General features: G+C 65.0%; 24 protein-coding genes. 17 read left to right on the top strand and 7 right to left on the bottom strand.

What is annotated here, in order from left to right; translation table 11 throughout:
- The first annotated feature begins 54 nt into the window (after positions 1-54).
- From U5782_RS17375 to U5782_RS17350, 6 genes are all read left to right on the top strand, one after another.
- Entirely contained in the window at positions 55-2,271 is a 2,217-nt protein-coding gene (locus U5782_RS17375) for a penicillin-binding protein 1A (RefSeq protein WP_415914350.1), read from the top strand.
- 37 nt (positions 2,272-2,308) lie between these two features.
- Positions 2,309-2,590, top strand: coding sequence for a hypothetical protein (locus U5782_RS17370; protein WP_322045097.1), 282 nt, complete (start codon positions 2,309-2,311; stop codon positions 2,588-2,590).
- 172 nt (positions 2,591-2,762) lie between these two features.
- Positions 2,763-3,800, top strand: a complete 1,038-nt coding sequence (locus U5782_RS17365) for a type IV toxin-antitoxin system AbiEi family antitoxin (protein WP_322045096.1) — start codon at positions 2,763-2,765, stop codon at positions 3,798-3,800.
- A complete protein-coding gene (locus U5782_RS17360; protein WP_322045095.1) occupies positions 3,778-4,668 on the top strand; it encodes a nucleotidyl transferase AbiEii/AbiGii toxin family protein in 891 nt (296 codons plus the stop codon). The genes U5782_RS17365 and U5782_RS17360 overlap by 23 nt, the downstream gene beginning before the upstream one ends.
- A 96-nt stretch (positions 4,669-4,764) precedes the next feature.
- A complete protein-coding gene (locus tag U5782_RS17355; protein WP_322045094.1) occupies positions 4,765-5,751 on the top strand; it encodes an ABC transporter ATP-binding protein in 987 nt (328 codons plus the stop codon).
- Positions 5,748-6,509 (top strand): ABC transporter permease, encoded by a 762-nt coding sequence (locus tag U5782_RS17350; RefSeq protein WP_322045093.1) that lies wholly within the window; start codon positions 5,748-5,750, stop codon positions 6,507-6,509. The genes U5782_RS17355 and U5782_RS17350 overlap by 4 nt, the downstream gene beginning before the upstream one ends.
- Before the next feature lie 11 nt (positions 6,510-6,520).
- On the opposite strand, the gene U5782_RS17345 is transcribed toward U5782_RS17350, so the two are convergent.
- Positions 6,521-7,516 (bottom strand): LysR family transcriptional regulator, encoded by a 996-nt coding sequence (locus tag U5782_RS17345; protein ID WP_322045092.1) that lies wholly within the window; start codon positions 7,514-7,516, stop codon positions 6,521-6,523.
- Between the two features lie 183 nt (positions 7,517-7,699).
- On the opposite strand from U5782_RS17345, the gene U5782_RS17340 reads away from it, so the two are divergent.
- The 8 genes from U5782_RS17340 to U5782_RS17305 all read left to right on the top strand — a co-directional run bounded on the left by U5782_RS17340 (position 7,700) and on the right by U5782_RS17305 (position 15,365).
- A complete protein-coding gene (locus U5782_RS17340; protein WP_322045091.1) occupies positions 7,700-8,593 on the top strand; it encodes a transporter in 894 nt (297 codons plus the stop codon).
- Positions 8,594-8,660: 67 nt separating this feature from the next.
- A complete protein-coding gene (locus U5782_RS17335) occupies positions 8,661-9,821 on the top strand; it encodes an alpha/beta hydrolase family protein (protein ID WP_322045090.1) in 1,161 nt (386 codons plus the stop codon).
- 37 nt (positions 9,822-9,858) lie between these two features.
- Positions 9,859-10,812, top strand: coding sequence for a VOC family protein (locus tag U5782_RS17330; protein WP_322045089.1), 954 nt, complete (start codon positions 9,859-9,861; stop codon positions 10,810-10,812).
- 31 nt (positions 10,813-10,843) lie between these two features.
- Entirely contained in the window at positions 10,844-11,227 is a 384-nt protein-coding gene (locus U5782_RS17325) for a Rieske (2Fe-2S) protein (protein WP_322045088.1), read from the top strand.
- Positions 11,228-11,265: 38 nt separating this feature from the next.
- Positions 11,266-12,396 (top strand): FAD-dependent oxidoreductase, encoded by a 1,131-nt coding sequence (locus U5782_RS17320; protein WP_322045087.1) that lies wholly within the window; start codon positions 11,266-11,268, stop codon positions 12,394-12,396.
- A 13-nt stretch (positions 12,397-12,409) separates the two neighbouring features.
- Entirely contained in the window at positions 12,410-13,588 is a 1,179-nt protein-coding gene (locus tag U5782_RS17315) for an MFS transporter (RefSeq protein ID WP_415914349.1), read from the top strand.
- Positions 13,585-14,388 (top strand): cyclase family protein, encoded by an 804-nt coding sequence (locus U5782_RS17310; RefSeq protein WP_322045086.1) that lies wholly within the window; start codon positions 13,585-13,587, stop codon positions 14,386-14,388. Before U5782_RS17315 ends, U5782_RS17310 begins: the two co-directional genes overlap by 4 nt.
- Positions 14,385-15,365 carry a fumarylacetoacetate hydrolase family protein gene (locus tag U5782_RS17305; RefSeq protein ID WP_322045085.1) on the top strand — a complete coding sequence of 327 codons (981 nt, stop codon included), beginning with the start codon at positions 14,385-14,387 and terminating at the stop codon, positions 15,363-15,365. The genes U5782_RS17310 and U5782_RS17305 overlap by 4 nt, the downstream gene beginning before the upstream one ends.
- Before the next feature lie 23 nt (positions 15,366-15,388).
- Here U5782_RS17305 and U5782_RS17300 read toward each other — a convergent pair whose 3' ends face one another.
- The 4 genes from U5782_RS17300 to U5782_RS17285 all read right to left on the bottom strand — a co-directional run bounded on the left by U5782_RS17300 (position 15,389) and on the right by U5782_RS17285 (position 20,624).
- A complete protein-coding gene (locus tag U5782_RS17300; protein ID WP_322045084.1) occupies positions 15,389-16,348 on the bottom strand; it encodes a LysR family transcriptional regulator in 960 nt (319 codons plus the stop codon).
- An 82-nt stretch (positions 16,349-16,430) separates the two neighbouring features.
- Positions 16,431-17,858: a M20 family metallopeptidase gene (locus tag U5782_RS17295; protein ID WP_322045083.1), complete on the bottom strand. Its 1,428-nt coding sequence runs from the start codon at positions 17,856-17,858 to the stop codon at positions 16,431-16,433.
- Between the two features lie 61 nt (positions 17,859-17,919).
- Complete coding sequence (locus tag U5782_RS17290; RefSeq protein ID WP_322045082.1) at positions 17,920-19,134, bottom strand: porin; 1,215 nt, start codon at positions 19,132-19,134, stop codon at positions 17,920-17,922.
- Positions 19,135-19,316: 182 nt separating this feature from the next.
- Positions 19,317-20,624 (bottom strand): MFS transporter, encoded by a 1,308-nt coding sequence (locus tag U5782_RS17285; RefSeq protein ID WP_322045081.1) that lies wholly within the window; start codon positions 20,622-20,624, stop codon positions 19,317-19,319.
- Between U5782_RS17285 and U5782_RS17280 the strand changes: the two genes are divergently transcribed.
- On the top strand, positions 20,623-20,805 hold the full coding sequence (locus U5782_RS17280; protein WP_322045080.1) for a hypothetical protein: 183 nt from the start codon (positions 20,623-20,625) through the stop codon (positions 20,803-20,805). The two genes, U5782_RS17285 and U5782_RS17280, sit on opposite strands and share 2 nt — an antisense overlap.
- Positions 20,806-20,960: 155 nt before the next feature.
- On the opposite strand, the gene U5782_RS17275 is transcribed toward U5782_RS17280, so the two are convergent.
- Positions 20,961-21,173, bottom strand: a complete 213-nt coding sequence (locus tag U5782_RS17275) for a DUF1059 domain-containing protein (protein ID WP_322045079.1) — start codon at positions 21,171-21,173, stop codon at positions 20,961-20,963.
- Positions 21,174-21,626: 453 nt separating this feature from the next.
- On the opposite strand from U5782_RS17275, the gene U5782_RS17270 reads away from it, so the two are divergent.
- Both U5782_RS17270 and U5782_RS17265 read left to right on the top strand, forming a co-directional pair.
- Positions 21,627-23,021: an FAD-binding oxidoreductase gene (locus U5782_RS17270; protein ID WP_322045078.1), complete on the top strand. Its 1,395-nt coding sequence runs from the start codon at positions 21,627-21,629 to the stop codon at positions 23,019-23,021.
- A gap of 30 nt (positions 23,022-23,051) precedes the next feature.
- On the top strand, positions 23,052-23,345 hold the full coding sequence (locus U5782_RS17265; RefSeq protein ID WP_322045077.1) for a GYD domain-containing protein: 294 nt from the start codon (positions 23,052-23,054) through the stop codon (positions 23,343-23,345).
- A 59-nt stretch (positions 23,346-23,404) separates the two neighbouring features.
- Here U5782_RS17265 and U5782_RS17260 read toward each other — a convergent pair whose 3' ends face one another.
- A complete protein-coding gene (locus tag U5782_RS17260) occupies positions 23,405-23,689 on the bottom strand; it encodes a hypothetical protein (RefSeq protein WP_322045076.1) in 285 nt (94 codons plus the stop codon).
- Positions 23,690-23,766 lie beyond the last annotated feature (77 nt).

Below are 23,766 nucleotides of genomic sequence, written 5' to 3'. Positions count from 1 at the left end.
AAGGCGCCTCGGGCGTTTGATAGGATCGCGCCTTTCATTTTTCTCGCAGCCGCCGTGACCCGCCCGTACGTATCGCACTTTCGTCGACTTTGCAGTCGGTGGCTCGCACATCTGAGGGGGTTGGCGGCCAACGCCGGTACGAAGGTCCGCAGCCTCGTCGGCATCGCACTGCATGGGCTTCGCCATCCGACGCGACGGGGCGTCGCGCTGACGCTTGCCGCGGTGCCTGCGCTGCTGCTCGCCTGGACGCTCGCGCTCATTCCGTTCACACCGCGCGTGGGCGACATTCGCAAGGCGCGCATCGACCGCCCCGCCCTGGTTGTCTCCGCCGACGGCAAGCTGCTCGCGGAGTTCAAGCCCGTGAATCGCGAATGGGTGCCGCTCGACCAGATATCGCCGTATGTCGTGCAGGCGCTCGTCGCCACGGAGGATCACCGCTTCTACGACCATCACGGCATCGACCCGGCGCGCCTCGCGTCGGCGGCCTTCCACAATTTTTCCGGCGCGAGACAAGGCGGCTCGACGATCACGCAGCAGCTCGCGCGCAACCTCTATCCGGACGAAATCGGCCGCGCGCCGACCCTGACACGCAAGCTCAAGGAAGCGATCACCGCGCTCAAGATCGAATACGTCTACAGCAAGCCGCAGATTCTCGAAACCTATCTGAACACGGTGCCGTTCCTCTACAACGCGTATGGCGTCGAGATGGCCGCGCGCACCTACTTCGGAAAATCGGCGGCCCAGCTCAACGTCCTCGAAAGCGCCACGCTGGTCGGCATGCTCAAGGCCAATAGCGCCTACAACCCCGTGCTCAATCCCGCACGCGCGCTCGAGCGCCGCAACACCGTGCTGGCGCAGATGGTGAAGTTCGGCAAGCTCACGCCGCAGCAATTTGCCTGGCTCAAGCGCCAACCCGTCACCGTCGATTTCGAGCCCCAGACCGAGCCGGTCGGCAATGCCCCGCATTTCACGGCGCAATTGCGGCGCTGGCTGGTGACCTGGGCTGACCATAACGGCTACAACCTCTATGCGGACGGGCTCGTCGTGCACACGACGATCGACTCCCGCCTTCAGGCGATGGCCACGCAGGCCGTCGCCTGGCAGACGAACCAGTTGCAATGGATCGCCAACAACGCGTGGAACACGCGCACGGGTTGCTGGCCTGGCAACGACCTGTTCCAGTCATTCATCCGTCAAACGACCGAGTATCACACCGCGCGCGATACGGGCCTGTCCGATCCCGCCGCGATCAGGAAACTGGCAATGGACGCGTCGTTCGTCGACTCGCTTTGCCATAGCAAGACGCAGATTCAGGCGGGCTTCCTCGCGCTCGACCCGCGCAATGGCGACATCAAGGCGTGGGTCGGCAGCCGCGATTTCCGCGACGAACCGTTCGATCACGTGCAGCAGGCCCGGCGTCAGCCCGGCTCGACCTTCAAGGCGTTTGTCTACGGCGCGGCCTTCGCCGACGGCGCACAACCGGGCGACACGATCGTCGATCGAAACGTTGCCATTGCAACCAAAGGCGATGCGGTCTGGCGACCGAGCGACCCCGAGCCGCCCAGCGGCCGGCCCGTATCGCTGCGCGATGCGCTGGCCTATTCCCGTAACCGGGTGACGGCCCAGCTCATGGAGCGGGAAGGCCCGGCCAAGGTTGCGGATCTCGCGCGCAAGATGGGCGTGCGCGAAAGTCCGCTCGATGCCGTGCCATCGCTGGCGCTGGGGACGAGCCCCGTCACGCTCAAGGAAATGGTCTCGGCCTATGCCACCATCGCGAATCATGGCGCTTACATCGAACCGCGCATGGTCACCCGCATCGAGGACCGCGATGGCAAGGTACTCGCCGAATTCCCCGCCGCGCAGCCGGAACCGGCGCTGCCAGCCGCTGCCACGCTGAAGTTGATCGACGCCATGCGCGACGTGGTCGATCGCGGCACCGGCACGGACATCCGAAGCCGCTTCGGCATTCACGCCGACGTGGCCGGCAAGACCGGGACCACGCAGGACAACACGGATAGCTGGTTTATCCTGATGCACCCGCAACTGGTGGCGGGCGCATGGGTGGGATTCGACGACGCGCGCGTCACCTTGCGCAACGACTACTGGGGCGAAGGCGCGCATAGTGCGTTGCCGATGGTCGGCGCCTTCTATGACATGGCGCTACGCGCGCGCGTCATCGATAGCCGTGCAGAGCTTGCGCCGAGGAAGGCCCGGTCCAGCACGACAACGCATGCGCGGCCTCATCATCATTTCCTTTTCTGGAATTTCTGATACGTTCGTGGGCTTGATGACTCTCGGAGACCGTTTCATGAAGCAACACGCACTCGCGTACCTGGCGATCGCCGCCACCGCAATGAGCCTGGCCGGCGCCGCCCACGCGACGGATGTCAGTGTGGGCATCAACGTCGGCGCGCCCGTGGTGGTCGCCCCGCCCCCGCCGCCCGCCGTGGTCGTCACACCCGGATGGCACGGTGACCGCTATTGGGACGGGCATCGCTACTGGGAACGCGATGACTGGGAAAAGCATCACCACCATCACGACAAGGGCTGGCACTGCCCGCCCGGCCACGCCAAGAAAGGCGAGTGCTGATCGGCGCCACGGGCAGGCGGCGCAGCTCCATTCCATTTGTTCAATTTTTTGCAACGTTCACGGCGCGTGAACGTTGTTGTTTTTTTGAACAAACTTTTGAACAAACGCTTCGTTCAATATTTAAATGTGTTCACGCCGCGCGTACACTGGAAAAAAATGAACGGAGTCGTCGATGAGCCCCTCACCGGTTGAGCCCCATCCGCTGATCGAAGCGGCCGCACAGGCATTCAGCGCAGTCGCGGGCATCGAAACGCGGGTGAGCGCGCCGCCCCCCGGCACGGACTACGATGGCGTCGTCGCCTTCGAGCTGGCGCCTCGCATCAGCCGGCTCGCGCGGGTGGTGCCGTCCATCGACCGTCAGGAGCGGCTCGCAGCCGCGACCGCCACGGACCGCATGCAGGATTCGAATGGGTTTCTGCTCGTCACGTCATACCTCACGCCGGCCCTCGTCGACGCCTGCCGTGCGCTGGGCATCGACGCCATCGACGCATCCGGCAACGCCTTCCTGCGCGAGCAGAGCAACCTCATCCTGATTTCCGGCCGCCCGCGCGCAACGGTCGCTGGCCACGCCCGGCGCGGTCTGTGGTCCCGGCGCTCGCTGCAAGTCATCCTGGCGCTGCTGGTCAAGCCAGCGCTGCTCGACCAGGGACGGCGCGAGATTGCAGACTTCGCCAAGGTCAGTCTGGGCACGGCCCAGTCCACGCTGCAAACCTTGTTGCAGCGCAGAGACCTGATCCAGCGCTCCGATGGTTCGATGGCGATCGCCGACTATGGCCGCCTGCTCGACGAGTGGGTGACGCTGTATCCCTCGCTGCTACGCCAGGCGCAACAACTCGGCCGCTACCGTGCGGCGGAGCCGGACTGGTGGCGTGCAATGCCCTCTGGCCACGCCGCGTGGATGTTCGGTGGCGAACCGGCCGCGGCCCGCATGACGCAGTATCTGAAACCCGAAATGATCACGGTGTACAGCGAAAAAGGCCTGCCCAGGGAACTGATGACGCGCGCGCGGCTGCGGCCCGATCCGGCCGGCAACGTCGAGATCCTGACCGCGCCGGTGAAGCTGGAACCGACCGCCGGTCTCGCGGACGACCTCATCTACCCCGCGCTTGTCTACGCCGATCTCGTTGCCAGCGCCGATTCGCGCAACCTGGAGACCGCCCGCCTGATTCGTAACCAATACCTCGACCATGCCGATCAAGCTGCTGGATAACCGCCCGTTTCCCGATCTGTCCGTTGCCGTGTTGCGCGAAGTGGCCCGGGCGGCGGATGCCGCGGGCGCGCAATGGTTCGTCGGCGGCGCCACGGCGCGCGACATTCTCACCACGCACCGCTTCGGCATCGAGCAGTCGCGGGCCACGCTCGATGTCGATATCGGCGTGAGCATCGGCAGTTGGGAAGGCCACCAGGCATTGCGCGCCGCGCTGGTCGCAACCGGGCGGTTCGAGCAAGGCGAAGAAGCGCAGCGTTTGAACTATATCGGCGCGGAGATCGACAGCAGGACGTGGCTCGATATCGTGCCGTTCGGGGGCGTGGAGGAACACGGAGAGCGTGAAATAGGCTGGCCGCCCGATGGCGCATTCCGCATGAACGTCGCGGGTTTCGAAGAAGCACTGCAAGCCGCCGTGGAAGTCGAGCTGGCCGCCGGTCTCGTCGTGCTCGTCGCCTCATTGCCTGCCCTTGCGATGCTGAAGATCATCGCGTGGCGAGACCGGCACACGCAACATGCCCGCGATGCCACCGATCTGCGCTTTCTGCTCGCCAGGTATGCGCAAGCCGGTAATCACGAGCGCCTGTATGACGGCGACGCGCAGGACCTGCTCGAAGCCTGGGACTTCGATCCCGATATCGCCGGGGCCGCGCTGCTGGCTCGCGATATGGCGTCGCTGGTCACCCCTGCGCTGCGCCCGCAGATCATGGCGGCCCTCTCGCCGGGCGAGGCCTGGCCGCCCATGCTCAACCAGATGCTCGGCGGCGGTCATCGGCTGCTCCTGCTCGATGCCGAAACGCCAGGCATGACTGAGCAATTATTCGGCGCATTCAGGACCACGCTCGAGCAGGCGTTCGCCCCCCGCGCCTGAGCGCCCCCCATCGGGCATCTGAAGCGTCATGCTGACCGCCCGACCGCCCGATGAGCGGCCCGGTGCATTATCCCGGCTTCTGGTAATGTCACGCACATGCAAACGATCCTCTCCATCGAGAACCTCTCGAAAGCTTATGCGTCGGGCTTCCGCGCGCTCAAGCACATCAACCTGGACATCCAGCGCGGTGAGATTTTCGCGCTATTGGGGCCCAATGGCGCGGGCAAGACGACGCTGATCAGCATCATCTGCGGCATCGTCAATGCGAGCGAAGGCAGCGTGCGCGTCGCCGGTCACGATATCGTCACGGACTACCGCGCCGCGCGCTCGCTGATCGGCCTCGTGCCCCAGGAGCTGACCACGGACGCGTTCGAAACCGTCTGGGCCACCGTCTCGTTCAGCCGTGGACTGTTCGGCAAGCCAGCCAACCCCGCCTATATCGAGCGCGTGCTGCGCGACCTGTCGCTATGGGAGAAGCGCAACAACAAGATCATCACGCTCTCGGGCGGCATGAAGCGCCGCGTGCTGATCGCCAAGGCGCTTTCGCACGAGCCGCAAGTCCTCTTTCTCGACGAACCGACCGCCGGCGTGGACGTGGAACTGCGCCGCGACATGTGGGATCTCGTGCGCGGGCTCAAGGCCAACGGCGTGACGATCATCCTGACGACCCATTACATCGACGAAGCGGAAGAGATGGCCGACCGCATCGGCGTCATCAACGCCGGCGAGATCATGCTCGTCGAGCACAAGGACGAGCTCATGCGCAAGCTCGGCCGCAAGCAGCTGACCTTGCAGCTCGAAGCGCCCTTGAGCGCCATTCCCGCGGCACTGGCCCACTGGCGCCTGGAGCTGGCCAACAACGGCGCCGAACTCGCCTATACCTATGACAGTGACAGCGAAGACAACGACATCGTCACGCTGCTCAAGGACCTCGGCGAGGCGGGCATTGGCTTCAAGGACCTGAAAACGAGCCAGAGTTCGCTGGAGGACATCTTCGTGAGCCTCGTGCACAAGGACCCCGCCGCACAACCGGTCGCCGAACCGGACAAAGAAAAGAGCAAAGGACAGGTGACTTCCCGATGAATCTCCACGCCATTCGCGCCATCTATCGTTTCGAAATGGCGCGCACCCGGCGCACGCTCATGCAGAGCATTATCGCGCCGGTGATTTCGACGTCGCTCTACTTCATCGTCTTCGGCTCCGCAATCGGGTCGCGCATTCAGGAAGTCAACGGTGTCAGTTACGGCGCGTTCATCGTGCCAGGCCTGATCATGCTGTCGCTGCTCTCGCAGAGCATTTCGAACGCGTCGTTCGGCATCTACTTCCCGCGCTTCACGGGCACGATCTACGAGCTGCTCTCGGCGCCGGTGTCCTATGTCGAAATCGTGATCAGCTATGTGGGTGCGGCCGCAACCAAGTCGATCATCCTCGGGCTCATCATTCTCGCCACCGCGGCGCTCTTTGTGCCGATCCAGATCCAGCATCCCGTCTGGATGGTGCTGTTCCTGCTGCTCACGGCGGTCACGTTCAGCCTGCTCGGCTTCATCATCGGCATCTGGGCGGACAACTTCGAGAAGCTGCAAATCGTGCCGCTGCTGATCATCACGCCGTTGACGTTCCTTGGCGGCAGCTTCTACTCGGTCGACATGCTGCCGCCCGCGTGGCGCGTTATCACCCTGCTCAACCCCATCGTCTATCTGATCAGCGGCTTTCGCTGGAGCTTCTATGGACTCGCGGATGTCGACGTAGGCGTGAGCCTTGGCATGACTGCAGCCTTTCTCGGCATATTCCTCGCGATCACCGCGTGGATCTTCAAGACCGGCTACCGCCTGAAAAACTGAGCAGGTTCTCCTTAATCCATCTTTGATCGTGCTTTAGCCCGCCGCGCTTTGCGCGGCGGCGCAACACTGTCCTCCACGCGCTGTCCTGGACCGCCCACCGCGCGATCCATCGCCTCGACCGCTTCGCGCAAGATGCCGCGCAGCCAGCTCAAGCCCTCATCCGCGCTGCGATGCCGATGCCACTGCACGGCCTGATGCATCGCCGGCATATGCAGCGGCACATCGTGAATCGCAATCGGCTCGTGACGCTGCGCGAGCAGGGCAAGCCGCCTGTGCACCGTGGCGATACGCTGCGTGCCCACCACCAGTTGAGCGGCCGCCGCGAAGCTGAACGTCGTCACCTCCACGCGCCGCGACACGCCCAGACGCTTCACGAACCAGTCTTCGAGCGCGGGCTGGCCCTGCCCCGGCAATACCACGATATGACCCGCCTCCAGATACGCCTCGCGCGTGAGCGTGGCATGCGCGAGCGTCGCGCCTTCCCATAGCACGCAACAGAACTGCTCGTCGAGCAGGGTCTCGGACGGGTGATCCGTCGAGCAATAGTCGCGCGGAATGATCAGCAGGTCGGCGTCGGCGCGTTCGAGCGCACGCTCGGGATGCGCGACCTGCGGACGAAGATCGATGCGGATATTCGGCGCTTGCGCATAGACGCGCGCGAGCACGTGCGGCATCAGCGTCGTGAGCGTGTAGTCAGACACCAGCAGACGGAATTCGCGCGTCGATTCGGCTGGCACGAAGGCGGGCTGCGTCGAGATCGTGGCCTCCACGCGCACGAGCACGTCGCGCACCGCATCGGCCAGGCCCTCCGCACGCGGCGTCGGCTCCATCTTGCGGCCCACCTGCACCAGCAATTCATCGTCGAAGTACTCGCGCAGACGCGCGAGCGCATTGCTCATGGCCGACTGGCTCAGATGCACGCGCTCCGCCGCGCGGCTGATGCTGCGCTCGCTGAGCAGCGCATCGAGCGCGACCAGCAGATTGAGATCCAGCTTGTTGAAGCGCACGTGTCTCGTCTCCGGATGTTTTGGTTGTGCTTATGCGTGCTGATCCGGGTATTCCCCATGTATTCAGCAAATCGATACGCCGAATGGATCGAATCCATTTTTCACATAGATCGGCGCATCTTAACCTAGCCGCACCCACAACAAAAACCACGACGCGATTCAGACGATCGCGCAGGAGACACCATGCAAGGCCATTTCAAACGCGCCGCCACGGCGCTGGTATTCGCCACGCTCGCGCACCACGCGCAGGCTTTCGAAGGTGGCGTCTCGCCGTATCCCGCGAGCGCGACCGGGGACAACATTGCGTCCATGCCGCCGTTTCCGGGCCTGTTCGTGTTGCAGCAGTTCAACTACAGCTTTTCGAACGGGCTTTACGGCAATAACGGCGACAAGCTGCCCGTGCCGTTCCATTCGTCGGTTGCGACGTCCGTCACGCGTCTGCTCGCCTCGTATCCGTTCGAGTTCTACGGCGCGCGCTTCTATTCGCAACTCGTGATTCCGGTGGTGTCGCTGCATACCACGGTGGCGGGCCAGCATTCGACGCAGAACGGTCTCTCGAACATCACGGTGTCGCCCTTGATCGTCGACTGGCGGCCCACGCGCGAACTCTCGTTCGCGACCGGCCTCGACCTCGCGCTCGAAACCGGCTCGTACAGCGCGACCAAGGCGAGCGTCGCCGTGGGCTACACGTCCCTGCAACCCGTGTTCGCGGTGCGTTACGACCGGCCCGGCGGCCTCGACATCGGTTTCTCGAACCGCTTCCTGATCAACCAGCGCAACTCGACGACGAACTACACCTCGGGCGACGCGTATCTCGGCGAGTTCGAAGCGGGCTGGCACCTCGGGCACTGGAAGCTGGGCGTGGTCGGCTCGTATCTGAACCAGTACAGCAACGACACGCAGAACGGCGCGACCGTGGAAGCGGGCTATCGCGCGCGCAGCTTCGGCTTCGGGCCGTCGATCGTCTACGACGCCGGTCCCGTGAAGATCAATCTGAACTATCAGCAAGGTATTTACGCGGCGAATACGTCGAAGAGCAACAACGTCTGGCTCAACATCGCGATCCCGCTGATGTAAAGCCCGACCTGTCACGCACGACATCGCGCCGCCCCGTTTCAACCGTCAGCAAGGAATCGTTGAAGACATGTTCCGTTATTTCCCCACCAATTACGTCTGGAATCTCTCGGTCGATCTCGCCATCGAAATGGGCGCGCGCCTGGGCGAAATCGAGTCGATGTGCGCACCGCTGCTGGAAGCGTCGAAGCAGCCCGATGCCGAAGGCACACGCGCGTTCCGCGAGACCTGGGTCGCGATGGCCGACCAGCTCTGCGAACTCGCGCAGGAAGACGAAGCGCGCGGGCGTCTGCTTTCGGCGGGCGCGAAGTACAAGCGCGCGAGCGTCTATCTGCTCACGAGCGAACGCATGCAGGCGCACGATGCGCCTGGCCGGATCGAGCTTTATCGGCGCGAACTCGATGTATTCGCGAAAGGCATCGCGCTCGCGGGCGACGACTGCGAACGCGTGGAGATTCCCTATGGCGACGGCCATCTTTCGGGTCTTTATGTGCGCGCGAAGAACGCCCCGGCCCGCGCGCCGCTGCTCGTGCAGGTGAACGGCCTCGACTCCACCAAGGAGATGAAGTACTTCGTGGGCCTGCCCGCCTGGCTCGCCGAGCGCGGCGTGTCCTCGCTGATCGTCGATCAGCCGGGCACCGGCGAAGCGTTGCGCCTGCACGGCCTCACCGCCGTCTACGACAGCGAGCGCTGGGCGAGCCGTATCGTCGACTGGCTCGAAACGCGCGACGACGTGGACCCGCAACGCATCGGCATGGAAGGCGTGTCGCTCGGCGGCTACTACTGCCCGCGCGCCGTGGCCTTCGAGCCGCGCTTCGCGTGCGGCGTGGTGTGGGGAGCGAATCACGACTGGCGCGACGTGCAGAGCAAGCGCCTGCAACGCGAAGGCGATTTCCCCGTGCCGCACTACTGGAAGCACGTGTGCTGGGTGTGGGGCGCAAAGGATATCGACGACTTCATGCGCATCGCGCAGGACGTGCATCTCGACGGCGTGCTCGATCGCATTCGCGTGCCGTTCCTCGTCACGCACGGCGAAAAGGATACGCAGATCCCGCTCGCGTGGGCGCATCGCACCTATGAGCAACTCATCCACAGCCCGAAGCGTGAACTGAAAATCTTCACCGATCGCGAAGGCGGCGCACAGCACGCGAGCTTCGACAACTCGATCAACGCGGGCCACTACATCGCCGACTGGGTCGCCGAAACGCTCGGCGGCCAAACGAAGCGCTGATACGCCGCTGACAACACTCAATACAAAGGATTCCAGAATGAATATCATCGGCCCCGATTGTCTCGTGTTTGGCGTGGACGATGTCGCCGCGTGCAGTCAATATCTCGTCGACTACGGCTTGCGTCCGGTCGCCAGCGACACCGATGGCGCGAGCGCAGGCGGGCGCTTCGAGGCGCTCGACGGCACCGCCATCGAGATCCGACGCGCCGACGACGCACGCCTGCCGCCCTCGCTCGGCACCGCGAGCCTGCTGCGCAAGACGATTTACGGCGTGGCCGACGCGGCCACGCTCGAACAGATCGCCACGGAATTGCGCCGTGACCGCGAAGTGCGCACGCTCGCCGACGGCTCGCTCGAAAGCACCGACGACATGGGTTTCACGCTCGGCTTCCAGATCAGTGTGCGCCGCCCGCTCGACCTCCCCGCCGAGCCCATCAACGCTCCCGGCGCGCCCGCCCAGCGCGCGCCCAACGTGGTGGCCGCGAACGACGACGCCGCGCTCACGCCGCGCACGCTCTCGCACGTCGTCTACTTCGTGCCGGACGCCGCGCGCGCCGAGGCGTTCTACGTCGAGCGGCTGGGTTTTCGCTGCACCGACCGCTTCGCGGGCGTCGGCCCCTTCCTGCGTCCTGCCGGCACGCTCGACCATCACACGCTGTTCCTGATCGAGACGCCGCCATTCATGAAGGGCTGCGAGCACTTCACCTTCCACATGGGTGGCCCGAGCGAAGTCGTGCAGGCAGGCACGCGCTTCGTCGAAAAGGGCTACCAGTCGTTCTGGGGGCCGGGCCGTCATCGCTTCGGCTCGAACTGGTTCTGGTATTTCAACAGCCCGCTCGGCTGCCACGTGGAGTACGACGCCGACATGGACCTGCACGACGATCAGTGGCAGGCGCGCTCGGCCCCGATGGGCGCGGACGCCTCGCAACTCTTCCTGCTCCAGCATCGCGAGAAGTGGGCGCCGGGCGGCCCGCCGCCCGCTGCGCGCTGAGTTCCCGCGCCACCTGAGAAAGAACGCGAACGTGATCTTTCTGACCGATCTCGCGGCGCTACCCGTGCCGTGTTCGCGCGGCTTCGACCCGCACGGCACCGGGCGCGCGACGCTCTTTGTCGTGCGGCACGCGAGCGGCGTGCGCGCGTGGCGCGACGCCTGCCCGCATTACGGCGACACGCCGATGGCCTGGCGCAAGGACGCATGGCTGGACGCGGCCGGCACGCGCATCGTCTGCCATGCACACGGCGCGCTGTTCGACATCGAAAGCGGCGTGTGCGTGAAAGGGCCGTGCCTCGGTCAGCGACTCACGCCGCTCGCGCTGCATATCGACGCACTGGGGCGCGTGTTCCTGTGCGACGAGGCGATCGAACCGACTAAAGCGCTCAGCGAAAACCGCAACATCGCCGAATAAAACAGCGAAACAAAACTGCAAAACCAGGAGACATCACCATGAACCAGCCAATACGCCGCATTCTCGTCGTGGGTGGCGGATTTTCCGGCATGACGACCGCCATCGAATGCACGAAGCGCGGCTTCGAGGTCGATCTCGTCGAGATCGACGCGGGCTGGCGCTCGTATGGCGCGGGCATCAGCATCGGCGGGCCGACGCTGCGCGCGCTGCGCACCGTGGGCGTGCTCGATGCGTTCCTCGCGCGTGGCCACGCAGGCGACGGCGTCAAGCTGTTCGCGCCCGACGGCACGCCGCTCGGCACATTGCCCACACCGCGCGTGGCAGGCGACGACGTGCCGGGCGGCGGCGCGATCATGCGCCCCGTGCTGGCCGAAATCCTCGCGCAAGCCACGCGCGCGGCGGGCGTGAACGTCAAACTCGGCTGCACGTTCGAACGCCTGGACACCCAGGCCGATCACGTGACCGTCACGCTCAGCGACGGCAGCACGTCGCGCTACGACCTCGTAGTGGGCGCGGACGGCCTCTATTCGAAAGTGCGCGCCGCGACCTTCGCCGACGCGCCCGCGCCGCGCTACACCGGCCAGGGCGTGTGGCGCGCGGTGCTGCCGCGTCCGCAGGAGATCGAGTGCGCGTCGATGTGGCTCGGCCACAAGGTGAAGGCGGGCCTCAACCCCGTGTCCGCCGACGAGATGTACCTGTTCGTGACCGAGGATCGCCCCACGCGCGCTCATATCGACGCCGCCCTCGCACCCGAGATGCTGCGCGACCTGCTGGCGGGCTTCGGCGCGCCGGTACTGCAAGCGGTGCGCGCGCAGATCGGCGCGCAATCAAGCGTGATCTATCGCCCGCTCGAAAGCCTGCTGATGCAGCAGCCGTGGTCGCGCGGGCGCGTCGTGCTGGTCGGCGACGCCGTGCACGCGACCACGCCGCATATGGCCTCGGGCGCAGGCATCGGCATCGAGGACGGCATCGTGCTCGCCGAGGAACTGGCGCGCCACGCCAGCGCCGCCGATGCGCTCGCGGCCTTCGAGGCGCGCCGTTTCGAACGTTGCCGCGTGGTGGTCGAGAATTCGGGGCGTCTGGGCGAGATCGAGATCGCCAACGGCGACCGCGCCGAGCACGCGCGCATCATGCACGAGACGCATCACTATCTCGCGCAAGCGATCTGAGCGGAGGCCCGTCATGGATCACGACGCCGCGCTCACGCCGGGGCTCGCTACACCCGCCACACTGAAAACCCAGGCCGGCTTTGGCCGCACCGCGTTCGTCGCACTGATGGCCGCGCACTGCGCAGGCATGGTCGATCTCGTCGCGCTGCCCGTGTGGGTCGCCACGCTGATCGGCGGCCTGGGCCTGGATGCCCAGCACGCGGGCGCGCTGCCCACGCTGTTTCTCGCGGGCGTGGTCGCGAGCAGCGCGGTGTGCTCGCCGCTGCTGTTGCGGCTGTCCGCGCGCCTGCCCGCGCGCGCGCTCGTGACGGCAGGCTTCGCACTCGCCGCTGGCGCGTTCTACGGCGCGGGCGCGGCGCACGCCTATGCCACGATGGCCTCGCTCCATCTGCTCGCGGGACTCGCCGTCGGGTGCAGCCTCAGCATCGCGCACGGCACGATTGGCCGCAGCGCCAATCCGCACCGGCTGTTCGCGTTCGCGGGCTTTGCGCTCGGCGCATTCTCGATCGCGTTTCTCGGTCTCACGCCGCTCGCGGTCGCGGCGCATGGTGCGCGGGCATTCTTCGTGATCGTCGCGGCGGTGATGGCGGTCGCGGCGCTGATCAGTGCGCTCGCGTTTCCGTCCGTGCCGATCACGCTGGCGGCTGCACCGACTGCCGCGAAGCCGCGCCTCGCCTCGCCCGTATGGTTAGCGATCGCGGGCGTGAGTTGCATGGCGCTAACGCAGGCGATGCTCGCGAGCTTCGTCGCGCGTATCGGCGTGGAACGCGGCTTCGGGCCTGCGGCGGTGACCGCGGTGCTGATCGCGCTCGGGCTCGTCAATCTGCTGCCCGCGCCGCTCGCCGCGCTCACGCAGCGCCGTCTGAACGCACGCGCCGTCGTGCTCGGCGGGCCGCTCGCTCAGGCCGCACTCGCCCTCACGATCGCGTTCGGCAGCGGCTTCGCGCCCTACGCGGCCGCGACCGCCGTATTTCCCGCCGTGATGATCTTCTGCCATACCTACGCCTTCGGCCTGCTCGCGCGGCTCGACGCAAGCGGCCGCGCCGCCGCCGGGCCGCTGCTCGGTGGCGTGCTCGTCAAGCACTTCGGCTATGGCAGCCTCGGCTGCGCGGCGCTCGTGGTCGGCGCGCTCGCCTGCTGCTGTTTCGCGCGCATTCCCCGTTCAATCGAATCCTCAGGACACGCCTCATGAAACCCGTGCGCCGCTTCATCGACCTCTCGATCTACCTCGAAAACGACGTCCTCTCCGATCCGCCGCCACTCGCGCCGAAGATCACCTACCAGACCCACGCCGACACGCTGCCCGAATTCATGGCGATGCTGCCCGGCACCCGCGCCGAAGACTACCCCGACGGCGAGGCCGCCGCCGCCGAATGGGTCACGCTCACGACGCACAGCGGCACACATCTGGACGCGCCGTGGCATTTCCATTCGACGATGGACGCGCGCTTTGGCGAGCCGCGCCCGTCGATCACCATCGACGAAGTGCCGCTCGAATGGTGCTTCCAGTCGGGCGTGAAGCTCGATTTCCGGCATTTTCCCGATGGCTATGTCGCCACCGCCGCCGATGTCGAAGCCGAACTCGCGCGCATCGGCCACACGCTGGAGCCGCTCGATATCGTCGTGGTCAACACGCGCGCGGGCTCGCGCTACGGGCACAACGACTACGTGGGCGCGGGCTGCGGCATGGGCCGCGAAGCGACGCTCTATCTGCTCGAGCGCGGCGTGCGCCTGACCGGCACCGACGCCTGGAGCTGGGACGCCCCGTTCTCCCACACGGCGCAGCGCGTCGCGGAAAACGGCGACACCTCGCTGATCTGGGAAGGCCATAAGGCGGGTCGCGAGATCGGCTACTGCCATCTGGAGAAGTTGCACAACCTCGAAGCGCTGCCGCCGCACGGCTTCACGATCAGTTGTTTTCCGCACAAGATCCGCAAGGCCTCGGCGGGCTGGACGCGCGCGGTCGCCATCGTCGAGGAGGTCGCGCCATGAAGTTCGCCACTCGTAAAAGCGCCTGCCGCGATGGCGAACTGTTGATCGTCTCGCGCGATCTTTCGCGGGCCGTGTCAGCGCATGACATCGCGCCTACGTTGCTCGATGCGCTAGAGCGATGGGACAGCGTTGCGCCGCGGCTGGCCGCGCGCTACGAGGACTTGAACGCGGGCCATGCTTTAAGCGACTTCGCCTTCGATCCACGCACGTGTGCCGCGCCCTTGCCGCGCAGCCCGCAATGGTGCGATGCCTCGGCGTTCCTCAATCACGGGCGATTGATGGAGCGTGCGTTCAACACCGAGCCGATTCCCGACTTCGACACGATTCCCGTCATGTACCAGGGCGCAAGCGACGACTTTCTCGGTCCGACCGACGACGTGCCCTTGCCCGACGAAGCGCACGGCATCGACTTCGAAGGCGAGTTCGGCGTGATCACCGGCGCGGTGCCGATGGCCGTCGACGCGCGCGCGGCGCTCGGCCATATCCGCCTGCTCGTGCAATTGAACGACTGGAGCCTGCGTGCGCTGGGGCCGCGCGAGATGCGCACCGGCTTCGGCTTCCTGCAAGCGAAGCCATCGACGAGCTTCGCGCCCGTGGCGGTGACGCCGGATGAGCTGGGCGACGCGTGGCACGAAGGACGCGTGAAGCTCGCGCTGCACGTCGAATGGAATGGCGCATGGTTCGGCGCGCCGCGCGGCGATGAGATGAACTTCGACTTCGGCACGCTCGTCGCGCATGCGGCGCGCACGCGGCGGCTTTCGGCAGGCACGATCGTCGGCTCCGGGACGGTGTCCAACGAAAGCCGGGAAGCCGGTTCAGCCTGTATCGCCGAGCGCCGCGTGATCGAAATGCTGGATCGCGGCGGGGCGCAAACGGCGTTCATGCGCTTTGATGACCGCGTCACCATGAGCGCGCGCGATGGCAACGGCCGCGCGCCGTTTGGCACGATCGATCAATGCGTGAGGCGCGCCACGTAACGACGCAAGCGTCGACCGGGCGCTCAGCGAACCCCTTTGTCCGCGCCGCTATACGCCATGCCCGCGGGCCAGCGCTGCGCCTCGTCGCCTTCGAGCTTCGAGCGCAGCAGTCTCACGAATTGCTGCGCCGTCGCGGTCAGCAGGTCCTCGCTGGAATACGCGAGATACATGCCGATGCGCGGCATCGGCTCGACGAGATCGAGCAGCTTGAGCGTGCCCGCTTTCACGCGCTGGAGGATCAACGGCTTCGCGAGCGCCGTCCAGATCGACACGGCCTCGATCTGCGCGGACAGATCCAGATAGAGCGTCATCGCGGAGCAACGCAGGGTGCGCTCGGGGATCGGCATGCCGTACTGGCCAAAGAGGGTCGCCATGAAGCTCGACGTGTCGCTTGGCGAATCGAGCGAGAGCCACTGCAGTGCGTGAATCTGCTCGACGGTCAGCGTCTCGCTGCCCGTATAGGACGCGGGAATCGTCAGCAGCACGTCGAGTTCATAGAGCTTGATCCACTCGAACAACTCGTTCTTCGGCTCGCAGTATTGCGTGAAGACGCCGATGTCGATGGTGCCGTCGCGCAGCCCGTCGGCGATGTTTTCGGCGCGGGCTTCGATCACCTGAAGCTTGACGCCTGGGCGCGCGGCCGCCAGTTCGCTCAGCGAGTCGGCGAGCGCGCGCGTCGAGGCGGGCGGCGTGACCGCGAGCGTAAGCTGGCCGCCGAGTTCGCCACGCGCCGCGCGCGCGTCTTCTTCGATGCGCTCGATTTCGCGGTGCACGGCCATCACGCGCTTAAGCACCTGCTGGGCGAACGGCGTCAAGGTCGCGCCGCTCGCGGCCCGCGTCAGCAACTGCATGCCGAGTTCGACCTCAAGCTCGCGGATCGAGCGGCTGATCGCGGGCTGCGTGAGGAACAGGCGGCGCGCGGCCTCGTGCAGACTGCCGGCCTCGGCGACCGCGCGCAGCGCGTCGAGTTGTCTGAGCTTCACCGCCACCCTCGATTTCGGATCCAGAAGTGGCAGCATAGCCGATCAATATCCCGGCAGGAACCGCTTGGCTGTGGGCATCGAATCAACGTGCCGGGTTCGGCAACGGCGGTTCGACGCCGTCGGGGATCGGGCACACATACGGTTCCTGGGCGAGACGTTCCGCCAGTTCCGTGCGCGCCGCCGCCAGCAGCAGCGGATTCGTGAACAGTTCGAGCGCCGAGGCCGCCATCGTCTTGGCCGCCAGCACCATGCCCTTGTGCGCGATCGCGCTCTTGCCCTGCGCGACCCACTGCCACGAATGCGGCGAGGTGCCGAACGCGAAGCAGGCCGTCATGCATTGCACGGTGGGCGTGACCCAGCTCACGTCGGCCACATCGGTCGAACCGTGCATCTGCGACGGGCGCGCGTTGTCGAGCGCGTCGATGCCGTCGAACAGCGCCTTGGGCTCGCGCCACGCAGCCTGCAACATGCGACCTGCCATCTCGACTTCGTCCGGGCGCGTGGTGCCATGCATCGAAGTGGCGAAGGCCATTTCATCCTGCGTATAGATCGGCGCGCCCAGCTCCTTGAGCTTCGCCTGCATCAGTTCGTTGAGCGTGTGATTGCGCATCAGATTCGAGCACGCCGAATGCACCTCGATTTCCAGCTCGCAATCGGTCATCAGCGACGCGCCGCGCGCGATATTGCACACGCGCTCGTACAGTTGCTGGACGTCACGATTGCGCGGCGCGCGGATCATATAGAGCGCGCTTGCGTTCGGCTGCACGACGTTGGGCGCGACGCCGCCAGCATCGGTGATCGCATAGTGCACGCGCGCATCGGGAATCATGTGTTCGCGCAGAAAATTCGTGCCGATGTTCATGAGTTCGAGCGCATCTAGCGCGCTACGCCCGAGATGCGGCGAAGCGCCCGCATGCGCGGAAATGCCCTTGAAGCGGAAATACGCCTGTTTAACCGCGAGGCTTTCGAGATTCATGATCGTGTTGGCGATGCCGGGGTGCCAGGTAATGGCCGCCGAAACATCGTCGAACAAACCCGCGCGCGTCATATAGGTCTTGCCCCAGCCGCCTTCTTCCGCAGGACAGCCGTAAAAGCGCACGGTGCCTTCGATGCCTTCGCGCTCCAGCGCATTCTTGATCGCCACGGCCGCCAGATGCGCGCCAGTGCCAAGCAGGTGATGGCCGCAGCCATGCCCGTTGCCGTTGACGATTTCGCTCGACGGACAGCACGTGAGCGCGAGGCTCTCCTGGCTGAGCCCGGAAAGCGCGTCGAATTCGCCCAGGATCGCAATCACGGGACCGCCCGATCCCGCTTCGGCCACGAACGCCGTGGGAATGCCTGCCACGCCTTCGCGCACGGCGAACCCCTCGGCCTTCAGCGCGGCGATATGCGCGGCTGAGGACTGCTGCTCGTGATAGCCCAGCTCGGCGTATTGCCAGATGTCGTCGGACAGTTGCAGGTAGCGTGCCTTGCTGCTTTCGATGAAATCGGTGACCAGATCGAGGGACATGCATATCTCCGTGATGAACGTAATGGGTGCTGCGAACGCGATGTGCGAGACGAGCCGCACATCAGAATTGATGGTTGATGCCCAGCGTGATGCTCGACACGGTGCGCCCCGGCTCGGGAGCAGGCGAACCGCTGTCGTAGTTGTAGGTGACGCTCGATTCCGGACCGTTGCGGATCACGCCGACACGGCCATAGAGCGAGGTGCGCTTCGAGATGAAGTGGTCGATGCCGAGCGTGCCGCCATAGGCGTAGTCGCCCGAGATCGTGGTATCGCGATACGCCGCCGAGGCGCGCAGCAGATCGACGCCCCACCACTTTTGCAGGCCGACCAGATAGAGACTGGCGATCGCACTATTTTCCGCTTGCGGCACATAGCGGATATACGCGCCTTGCGCGATGAACGGACCGAGATCGACAATCACGCTGGCGAGATACGAATCGGTGCGCTTGGTGGGCTGGACCGTGCTCGTAGTGCTGCAACTGCCGCTCATCGCGGGATCGCACCAGCTCTGGCCGAATGCCACGGAGATCACGGCGCGCCGGTCCACATACGAGACCATCGCCGAGCGTTGATGCACGGCCGGTCCTTCGGTCTGATCCTGCTTGAACGAATAGCTCAGATCCACGCCGAGCGGCCCGAGACGCGGCGAGATATAACGGATCGTGTTGGGCAGACGGCCGAGCGCATCGCTATTCGCACCCACGCCCAGATCGGACGTGCCGAGCAGATAGCTATAAACCGATTCGTGCGCGACGCCCAGAAACGGATCGGCGCCCAGTGCCGCCGCGCCGCCCGAGGTGTATTGACGGCCTAAAGTCAGTTGTCCGTACTGTGGGTTTTGCATGCCCACATAGGAGGCGCGATTGAACATGGAGGACGAATCCTGCTGCGCGCCGGTATTGCCCATGAAGCCGTTTTCAAGCCGGAACAGCGCGGTCCACTGATTGCCCAGATATTCCTGGCCGTAGATGCCGAACTTCGACGTCAGCGCGCCCCCCGATTGCAGGCGCGTGATGCTGTCCGGGCCATCCTTCGTGTAGTTCACGCCCATGTCCAGCGTGCCGTAGAGCGTCACGAACGAGCGCTGCGGCGCGACGCCGAGGGTCTGCGGCCCGAGACCCGCGCCCCAGTAACCGAAGATCGCCTGCATTTGCGAGCCGGTTGCATAGACGCTCGCCGATGCGTCCGACGGCGCGCCCGGCGACACCTCGGCGAAGGCGTGCAGGCAGGGAAGCGTGGATAGCGCGGCGAACAGCGTGCGCACAGAACTTTTCATTGAGGATCTCCGCTTGCGTATCGAATTGATGTGTTTTTTGAATGCGGATTCGATGGACGTGACGTGCCCCGCCATCGCGCTTGTGGCAAGCGCGGCGGCAATGACGATCGAATCCTTGAACGGTGCTGCGAGAGTCGGCGTGGGCGTTGGCGTTTGCGTTGCAACGGCGCCCGCCCGCCTTGTTATGAAGTGCGCCTGCGCACGTCCGGCAGACTGAACATGGCGCACGCGCTCACGATCCCGCACACGATCATGTAGAGCGCGAGCGACATCGGATTACCCGTCCTGGCGAGCAACCAGGTCACGACGAGTTGCGCCGAGCCGCCGAACAGCGCCACGCCGATGCTGTAGATCACCGAAAGACCGCTGGCCCGCACGCCAGCCGGGAACATCTCCATGAGCAACAGCAGAAGCTGCGCGCCGCCGATGCCGCTAATCGCCGTGGCCAGCGCGATGATCGCCAGCGCCAGCGGCACGCCGGGATGCGCGTTCATCAGCCAGATCGCCGGATAGATAAAGACGGTCGTCATCACGACGGACGCCAGCGCCATAGGCTTGCGCGCAGCCATGCGGTCGGCGATCAGTCCGGAGACGAGACACATGACCGCCAGCGTCGCGCCAGACACGCAACCCGCCATCAACGAGAGCGACGCCGGCAGATGCACCACGCGCACCAGGTAAGTGGGCATGAAGAACACGATGAGATACATGCCGACCGTACCGGCCGCGATCGACAGCACGCCGCGTGCGATCTTGCTCGCGTGCTGCGAGAACAGCACGGACAGCGGGCGGGATTCGGCGGCTGCGTGGTCGAGCGTCTCGTCCAGATGCGTGCGGATATAAAGACCCACGGGTGCGATCAGCAGCCCGAGCAGAAACGGCAGGCGCCAGCCCCATGACTCCAGCGCGGCCGGCGTGAGGACCGCATAAAGCACCGCCCCACTCGCCGCGCCGAGCAGCGCCGCACAGCCCTGGCTCGCGCCCTGCCAGCCGATGCGGAACCCCCGGCTGCCGAACCCGCCGGACTCCATCAGCATGGCCGTCGACGCGCCGATTTCGCCGCCCAGCGAGAAACCCTGCAACATGCGGCCCGCCACCACGATGCAGGTGCCGAGCGATCCGGCCATCGCGTAGGTCGGCGCACCGGCCAGACACAACGTGCCGACGACCATCAGCGCGATCGTGAGCGTCATCGCCGCCTTGCGGCCGCGCCGGTCGGCGAAGCTGCCGATCACGAATGCGCCGAGCGGCCGCATCACGAAGCCGATGCCAAAAGTGCCGACAGCCATCAGCAACGAACCGTACGCGCTGCCCGCCGGGAAAAACAGCTTGCCGATCAACATCGCGAAGTAGCTATAGACCGTGAAGTCGTACATTTCGAGCGCATTGCCGATCGAGCAGGCGGCGATCGTGCGCCAGTGCCGCGGCTGCCTGCTGGCTGAGGCTGTGGCGTCGACAGGTTGGGTGGACGGCAAGGTGAGGTTGGTCATGAATCGCTCGCTCGATAGCGGGTTCAGTAGAGAGACGCCGCTCGGCGCCACCACGTCGGCCAAGGCGCTGGCCGGGTTGAAGCGAGTATTCGGGCGTCAAAAAGAACCACCAAGTCACTTTTTTTTGGGGCACCAAGTTTTGGTTATCACCCGGCGCGTGGGCACGCGCGCCGGGCCTTGAGCAGGCAGCGACGGTCGGCGGCGCCCTGGACGAGGACGCCGCGAATTCAAGGCATTGGGTGAAAACCGGGACGAGTTCGCAAAGGGCAATCTGGCCTTGCCCGTCTGCGAAGTCTGCGATTCAAGGATGCGGCGCGCGCCGCTTGCGACGGGGAACTAGCCCTTGCGCGGCGAGTCGATCGGTGGCGTGCCGTCGTGAAAAATCCCCGTCAGTTGCGTGCGCAATTCCGGTGTATCCACATGCCGATGAACGCTGACCGCGTGCTGCACGGCCGCCTCCAGAAGCTCCTTTTCGGAGTCTGCCGAGATCGCCACGGAGCAGTTCATTTCGCTGGGAAACTCTCTACAGTCAATGTATTTTCGAGTCATGATCCGACTCCTCCTTACTCCTCATTAGCCAGTTAAATGCACGCGCGAAGTCATTCGCGCGCGTGCGAACAAAGTATAGGTAGCCTGCATATTGCTTGCTATAGTAATCAGGAGACGGCACCGCGCCCCTCATCAAATGCATCAGATTCATCGCGGCGTCTGGCTCGACCGGGTATTCATCACAAGTATTCAGGTTATCTAATCATTCCCGGCTACCGCCTTGTCGCCCGGATAAAAAGCCGACGGCTTCGATATTTGCGCCACGTCCGGATCACTGCGGCTTCGCCTCGCTGCTGCGCGAAAGCTGCCTTCCAGAAAGCACTTTCTCCCTGCTTTCCCAGCGGGATGTCTTTGCCGCGTCTCGCGTATGTACCTGCGCCACGCTTGGCCCGATGTCGCTTGCGGCGTACGGCTTTTCGCGATGTACAGAATTTGAAGAATGTGAGGTGCCCAATGACCCACCTGTCGAGTGAATCCATTGAAACATTGAAAGGCGCGCTACGCGGCACCGTGCTGCAAGCGCAGGACGCGGGCTACGACACCGCGCGCCAGATCTGGAACGCCATGATCGATCGCCGCCCCGCGCTCATCGTACGTTGCCAGGGGAGTGCCGATGTGCGCCAGGCGGTGTCTTTCGCCCGCACACACGGACTGACGCTCGCCGTGCGCGGCGGGGGCCACAATATCGCGGGCAGCGCGATCTGCGAGGACGGTCTCGTCATCGATCTCTCGCCGATGAAATCCGTGCGCGTCGAACCCTCGACGCGCCGCGCGTATGTCGAGCCGGGCGCAACGCTCGGCGACTTCGATCACGAAGCGCAGGCCTTCGCTCTGGCCACGCCGCTCGGCATCAATTCGACGACCGGCGTCGCGGGCCTCACGCTGGGCGGCGGCTTCGGCTGGCTGAGCCGCCGCTTCGGCATGACGGTCGATAACCTGGTCGCGGCCGACGTCGTCACCGCCGACGGCAATCTGCTGCATGTGAGCGCCAAAGCGAACGAGGATCTCTTCTGGGCGATTCGCGGCGGCGGCGGCAACTTCGGCGTCGTGACGATGTTCGAATTCGAGGTGCATCCGCTAGGCCCCAACGTGTATGGCGGCCTGGTCGTGCTGCCGTTTGCGGACGCGAAAGAAGCGTTGGCTCGCTACCGCGAAGCCTCGGCGACGATGCCCGAAGACCTGACCGTGTGGAGCGTGTCGCGCCTCGCGCCGCCCTTGCCGTTCCTGCCGCCCGAGGTGCATGGCAAGCCCATCATCGCGTTCGCGATCTGCTACACGGGTCCGCTTGAAAACGGGCCTGCGGCCGTCGAAGTCGTGCGGCGCTTTGGCAAACCCTACGGCGAGCATCTCGGCCCGATGCCTTATGTGGCGTGGCAAAAGATGTTCGATCCCCTGCTCACCCCGGGCGCGCGCAATTACTGGAAGTCGCACAACCTCGCCGAATTGCCGGACGGCCTCATCGACACCTTGACCGCCGCGATCGACACATTGCCCTCGCCGCAATGCGAGATTTTCTTTGGTCAGATTGGCGGCGCGACGCAGCGCGTGGCGCCGGACGCCACGGCTTATCCGAATCGCGACGCGCTATACGTGATGAACGTGCACGGCCGCTGGGACGATGCCGCCGACGACGCCCGCTGCATTGCCTGGGCGCGTGACTTCTTCGAGGCATCGGCGCCCTTTGCGCTAGGCAGCGTGTATGTGAATTTCCTGACCGAAGACGAACAGGCGCGTGTGGAGGCCGCTTACGGTCCGAACATGCAACGGCTGATTGCCGTGAAGACGCGCTACGACCCGGACAATCTCTTCTGTCGCAACCAGAATATCCGGCCCACTCCCCAGACGTAATCGCCACGCCGTTTGACACGGAGAACCAACATGCCGACTTATGTGGTACTCACGCAATTCACGGATCAAGGCATCCGCACGATCAAGAACAGCCCTCAGCGCGCCGGCCAGGCGGCGGAACTGGCCAAAGCGCACGGCTGCGAAATGAAGCAGATCTACTGGACGATGGGTCAATACGACATCGTCACGATCATCGAAGCCGCTGACGAAGCGAGCTTCATGGCGTTTGGCCTCGCGCTGGGCGCGCAAGGCAATGTGCGCACGCAGACGCTGCGTGCGTTCAACAAGGACGAATTTGGCGCGATGCTCGGCAAACTCGCGTGATCACGTGATCGCGAGGCGCCCTGAAAGCAACCGGTGCTTTCAGGGCGCAGCACCAACAATCAGCGTGTACGGGCTTTCGCGGCGTTGCCTTGTGCGAGGACCTGGCGGATCTGCGCGAGATGGAGATCCCCAACCGCAGTGTGTTCAGAACCGTGCGCCCACAGGGAACGCTGGACCGGAGGCCACGCGCCCAGATAGCGGCACAGCGCGGACACGAACGGCCGCCTGCCGCCGACCGCCAGCCGCTGCAAGGCAGCCTCCACGCGTTTGACACCCACGTTCACGAGCAGCCATTCAAAAGCCTGCCGATCCTCGTCGTTCACAATGCGGATGAGCGATTCCATGTGATCCTCCTACTGGACGTATACACATACTGTTAATTTATACAGTATTTTGTTCCGTCGCAAGCGCCACATGGATT

It is taken from the genome of Paraburkholderia sp. J67, assembly GCF_905220265.1.
Lineage (GTDB): Bacteria > Pseudomonadota > Gammaproteobacteria > Burkholderiales > Burkholderiaceae > Paraburkholderia.
This window is presented reverse-complemented; position numbering and strand designations above follow the sequence as displayed.

What these genes read in the sequence shown, in the direction of transcription:
- U5782_RS17370 (WP_322045097.1), top strand. Translation starts at nt 2,309, where the DNA reads ATGAAGCAACACGCACTCGCGTACCTGGCGATCGCCGCCACCGCAATG.
- U5782_RS17365 (WP_322045096.1), top strand. Translation starts at nt 2,763, where the DNA reads ATGAGCCCCTCACCGGTTGAGCCCCATCCGCTGATCGAAGCGGCCGCA.
- U5782_RS17360 (WP_322045095.1), top strand. Translation starts at nt 3,778, where the DNA reads ATGCCGATCAAGCTGCTGGATAACCGCCCGTTTCCCGATCTGTCCGTT.
- U5782_RS17355 (WP_322045094.1), top strand. Translation starts at nt 4,765, where the DNA reads ATGCAAACGATCCTCTCCATCGAGAACCTCTCGAAAGCTTATGCGTCG.
- U5782_RS17350 (WP_322045093.1), top strand. Translation starts at nt 5,748, where the DNA reads ATGAATCTCCACGCCATTCGCGCCATCTATCGTTTCGAAATGGCGCGC.
- U5782_RS17340 (WP_322045091.1), top strand. Translation starts at nt 7,700, where the DNA reads ATGCAAGGCCATTTCAAACGCGCCGCCACGGCGCTGGTATTCGCCACG.
- U5782_RS17335 (WP_322045090.1), top strand. Translation starts at nt 8,661, where the DNA reads ATGTTCCGTTATTTCCCCACCAATTACGTCTGGAATCTCTCGGTCGAT.
- U5782_RS17330 (WP_322045089.1), top strand. Translation starts at nt 9,859, where the DNA reads ATGAATATCATCGGCCCCGATTGTCTCGTGTTTGGCGTGGACGATGTC.
- U5782_RS17320 (WP_322045087.1), top strand. Translation starts at nt 11,266, where the DNA reads ATGAACCAGCCAATACGCCGCATTCTCGTCGTGGGTGGCGGATTTTCC.
- U5782_RS17315 (WP_415914349.1), top strand. Translation starts at nt 12,410, where the DNA reads ATGGATCACGACGCCGCGCTCACGCCGGGGCTCGCTACACCCGCCACA.
- U5782_RS17310 (WP_322045086.1), top strand. Translation starts at nt 13,585, where the DNA reads ATGAAACCCGTGCGCCGCTTCATCGACCTCTCGATCTACCTCGAAAAC.
- U5782_RS17305 (WP_322045085.1), top strand. Translation starts at nt 14,385, where the DNA reads ATGAAGTTCGCCACTCGTAAAAGCGCCTGCCGCGATGGCGAACTGTTG.
- U5782_RS17295 (WP_322045083.1), bottom strand. Translation starts at nt 17,858, where the DNA reads ATGTCCCTCGATCTGGTCACCGATTTCATCGAAAGCAGCAAGGCACGC.
- U5782_RS17290 (WP_322045082.1), bottom strand. Translation starts at nt 19,134, where the DNA reads ATGAAAAGTTCTGTGCGCACGCTGTTCGCCGCGCTATCCACGCTTCCC.
- U5782_RS17280 (WP_322045080.1), top strand. Translation starts at nt 20,623, where the DNA reads ATGAATCGCTCGCTCGATAGCGGGTTCAGTAGAGAGACGCCGCTCGGC.
- U5782_RS17285 (WP_322045081.1), bottom strand. Translation starts at nt 20,624, where the DNA reads ATGACCAACCTCACCTTGCCGTCCACCCAACCTGTCGACGCCACAGCC.
- U5782_RS17275 (WP_322045079.1), bottom strand. Translation starts at nt 21,173, where the DNA reads ATGACTCGAAAATACATTGACTGTAGAGAGTTTCCCAGCGAAATGAAC.
- U5782_RS17270 (WP_322045078.1), top strand. Translation starts at nt 21,627, where the DNA reads ATGACCCACCTGTCGAGTGAATCCATTGAAACATTGAAAGGCGCGCTA.
- U5782_RS17265 (WP_322045077.1), top strand. Translation starts at nt 23,052, where the DNA reads ATGCCGACTTATGTGGTACTCACGCAATTCACGGATCAAGGCATCCGC.
- U5782_RS17260 (WP_322045076.1), bottom strand. Translation starts at nt 23,689, where the DNA reads ATGGAATCGCTCATCCGCATTGTGAACGACGAGGATCGGCAGGCTTTT.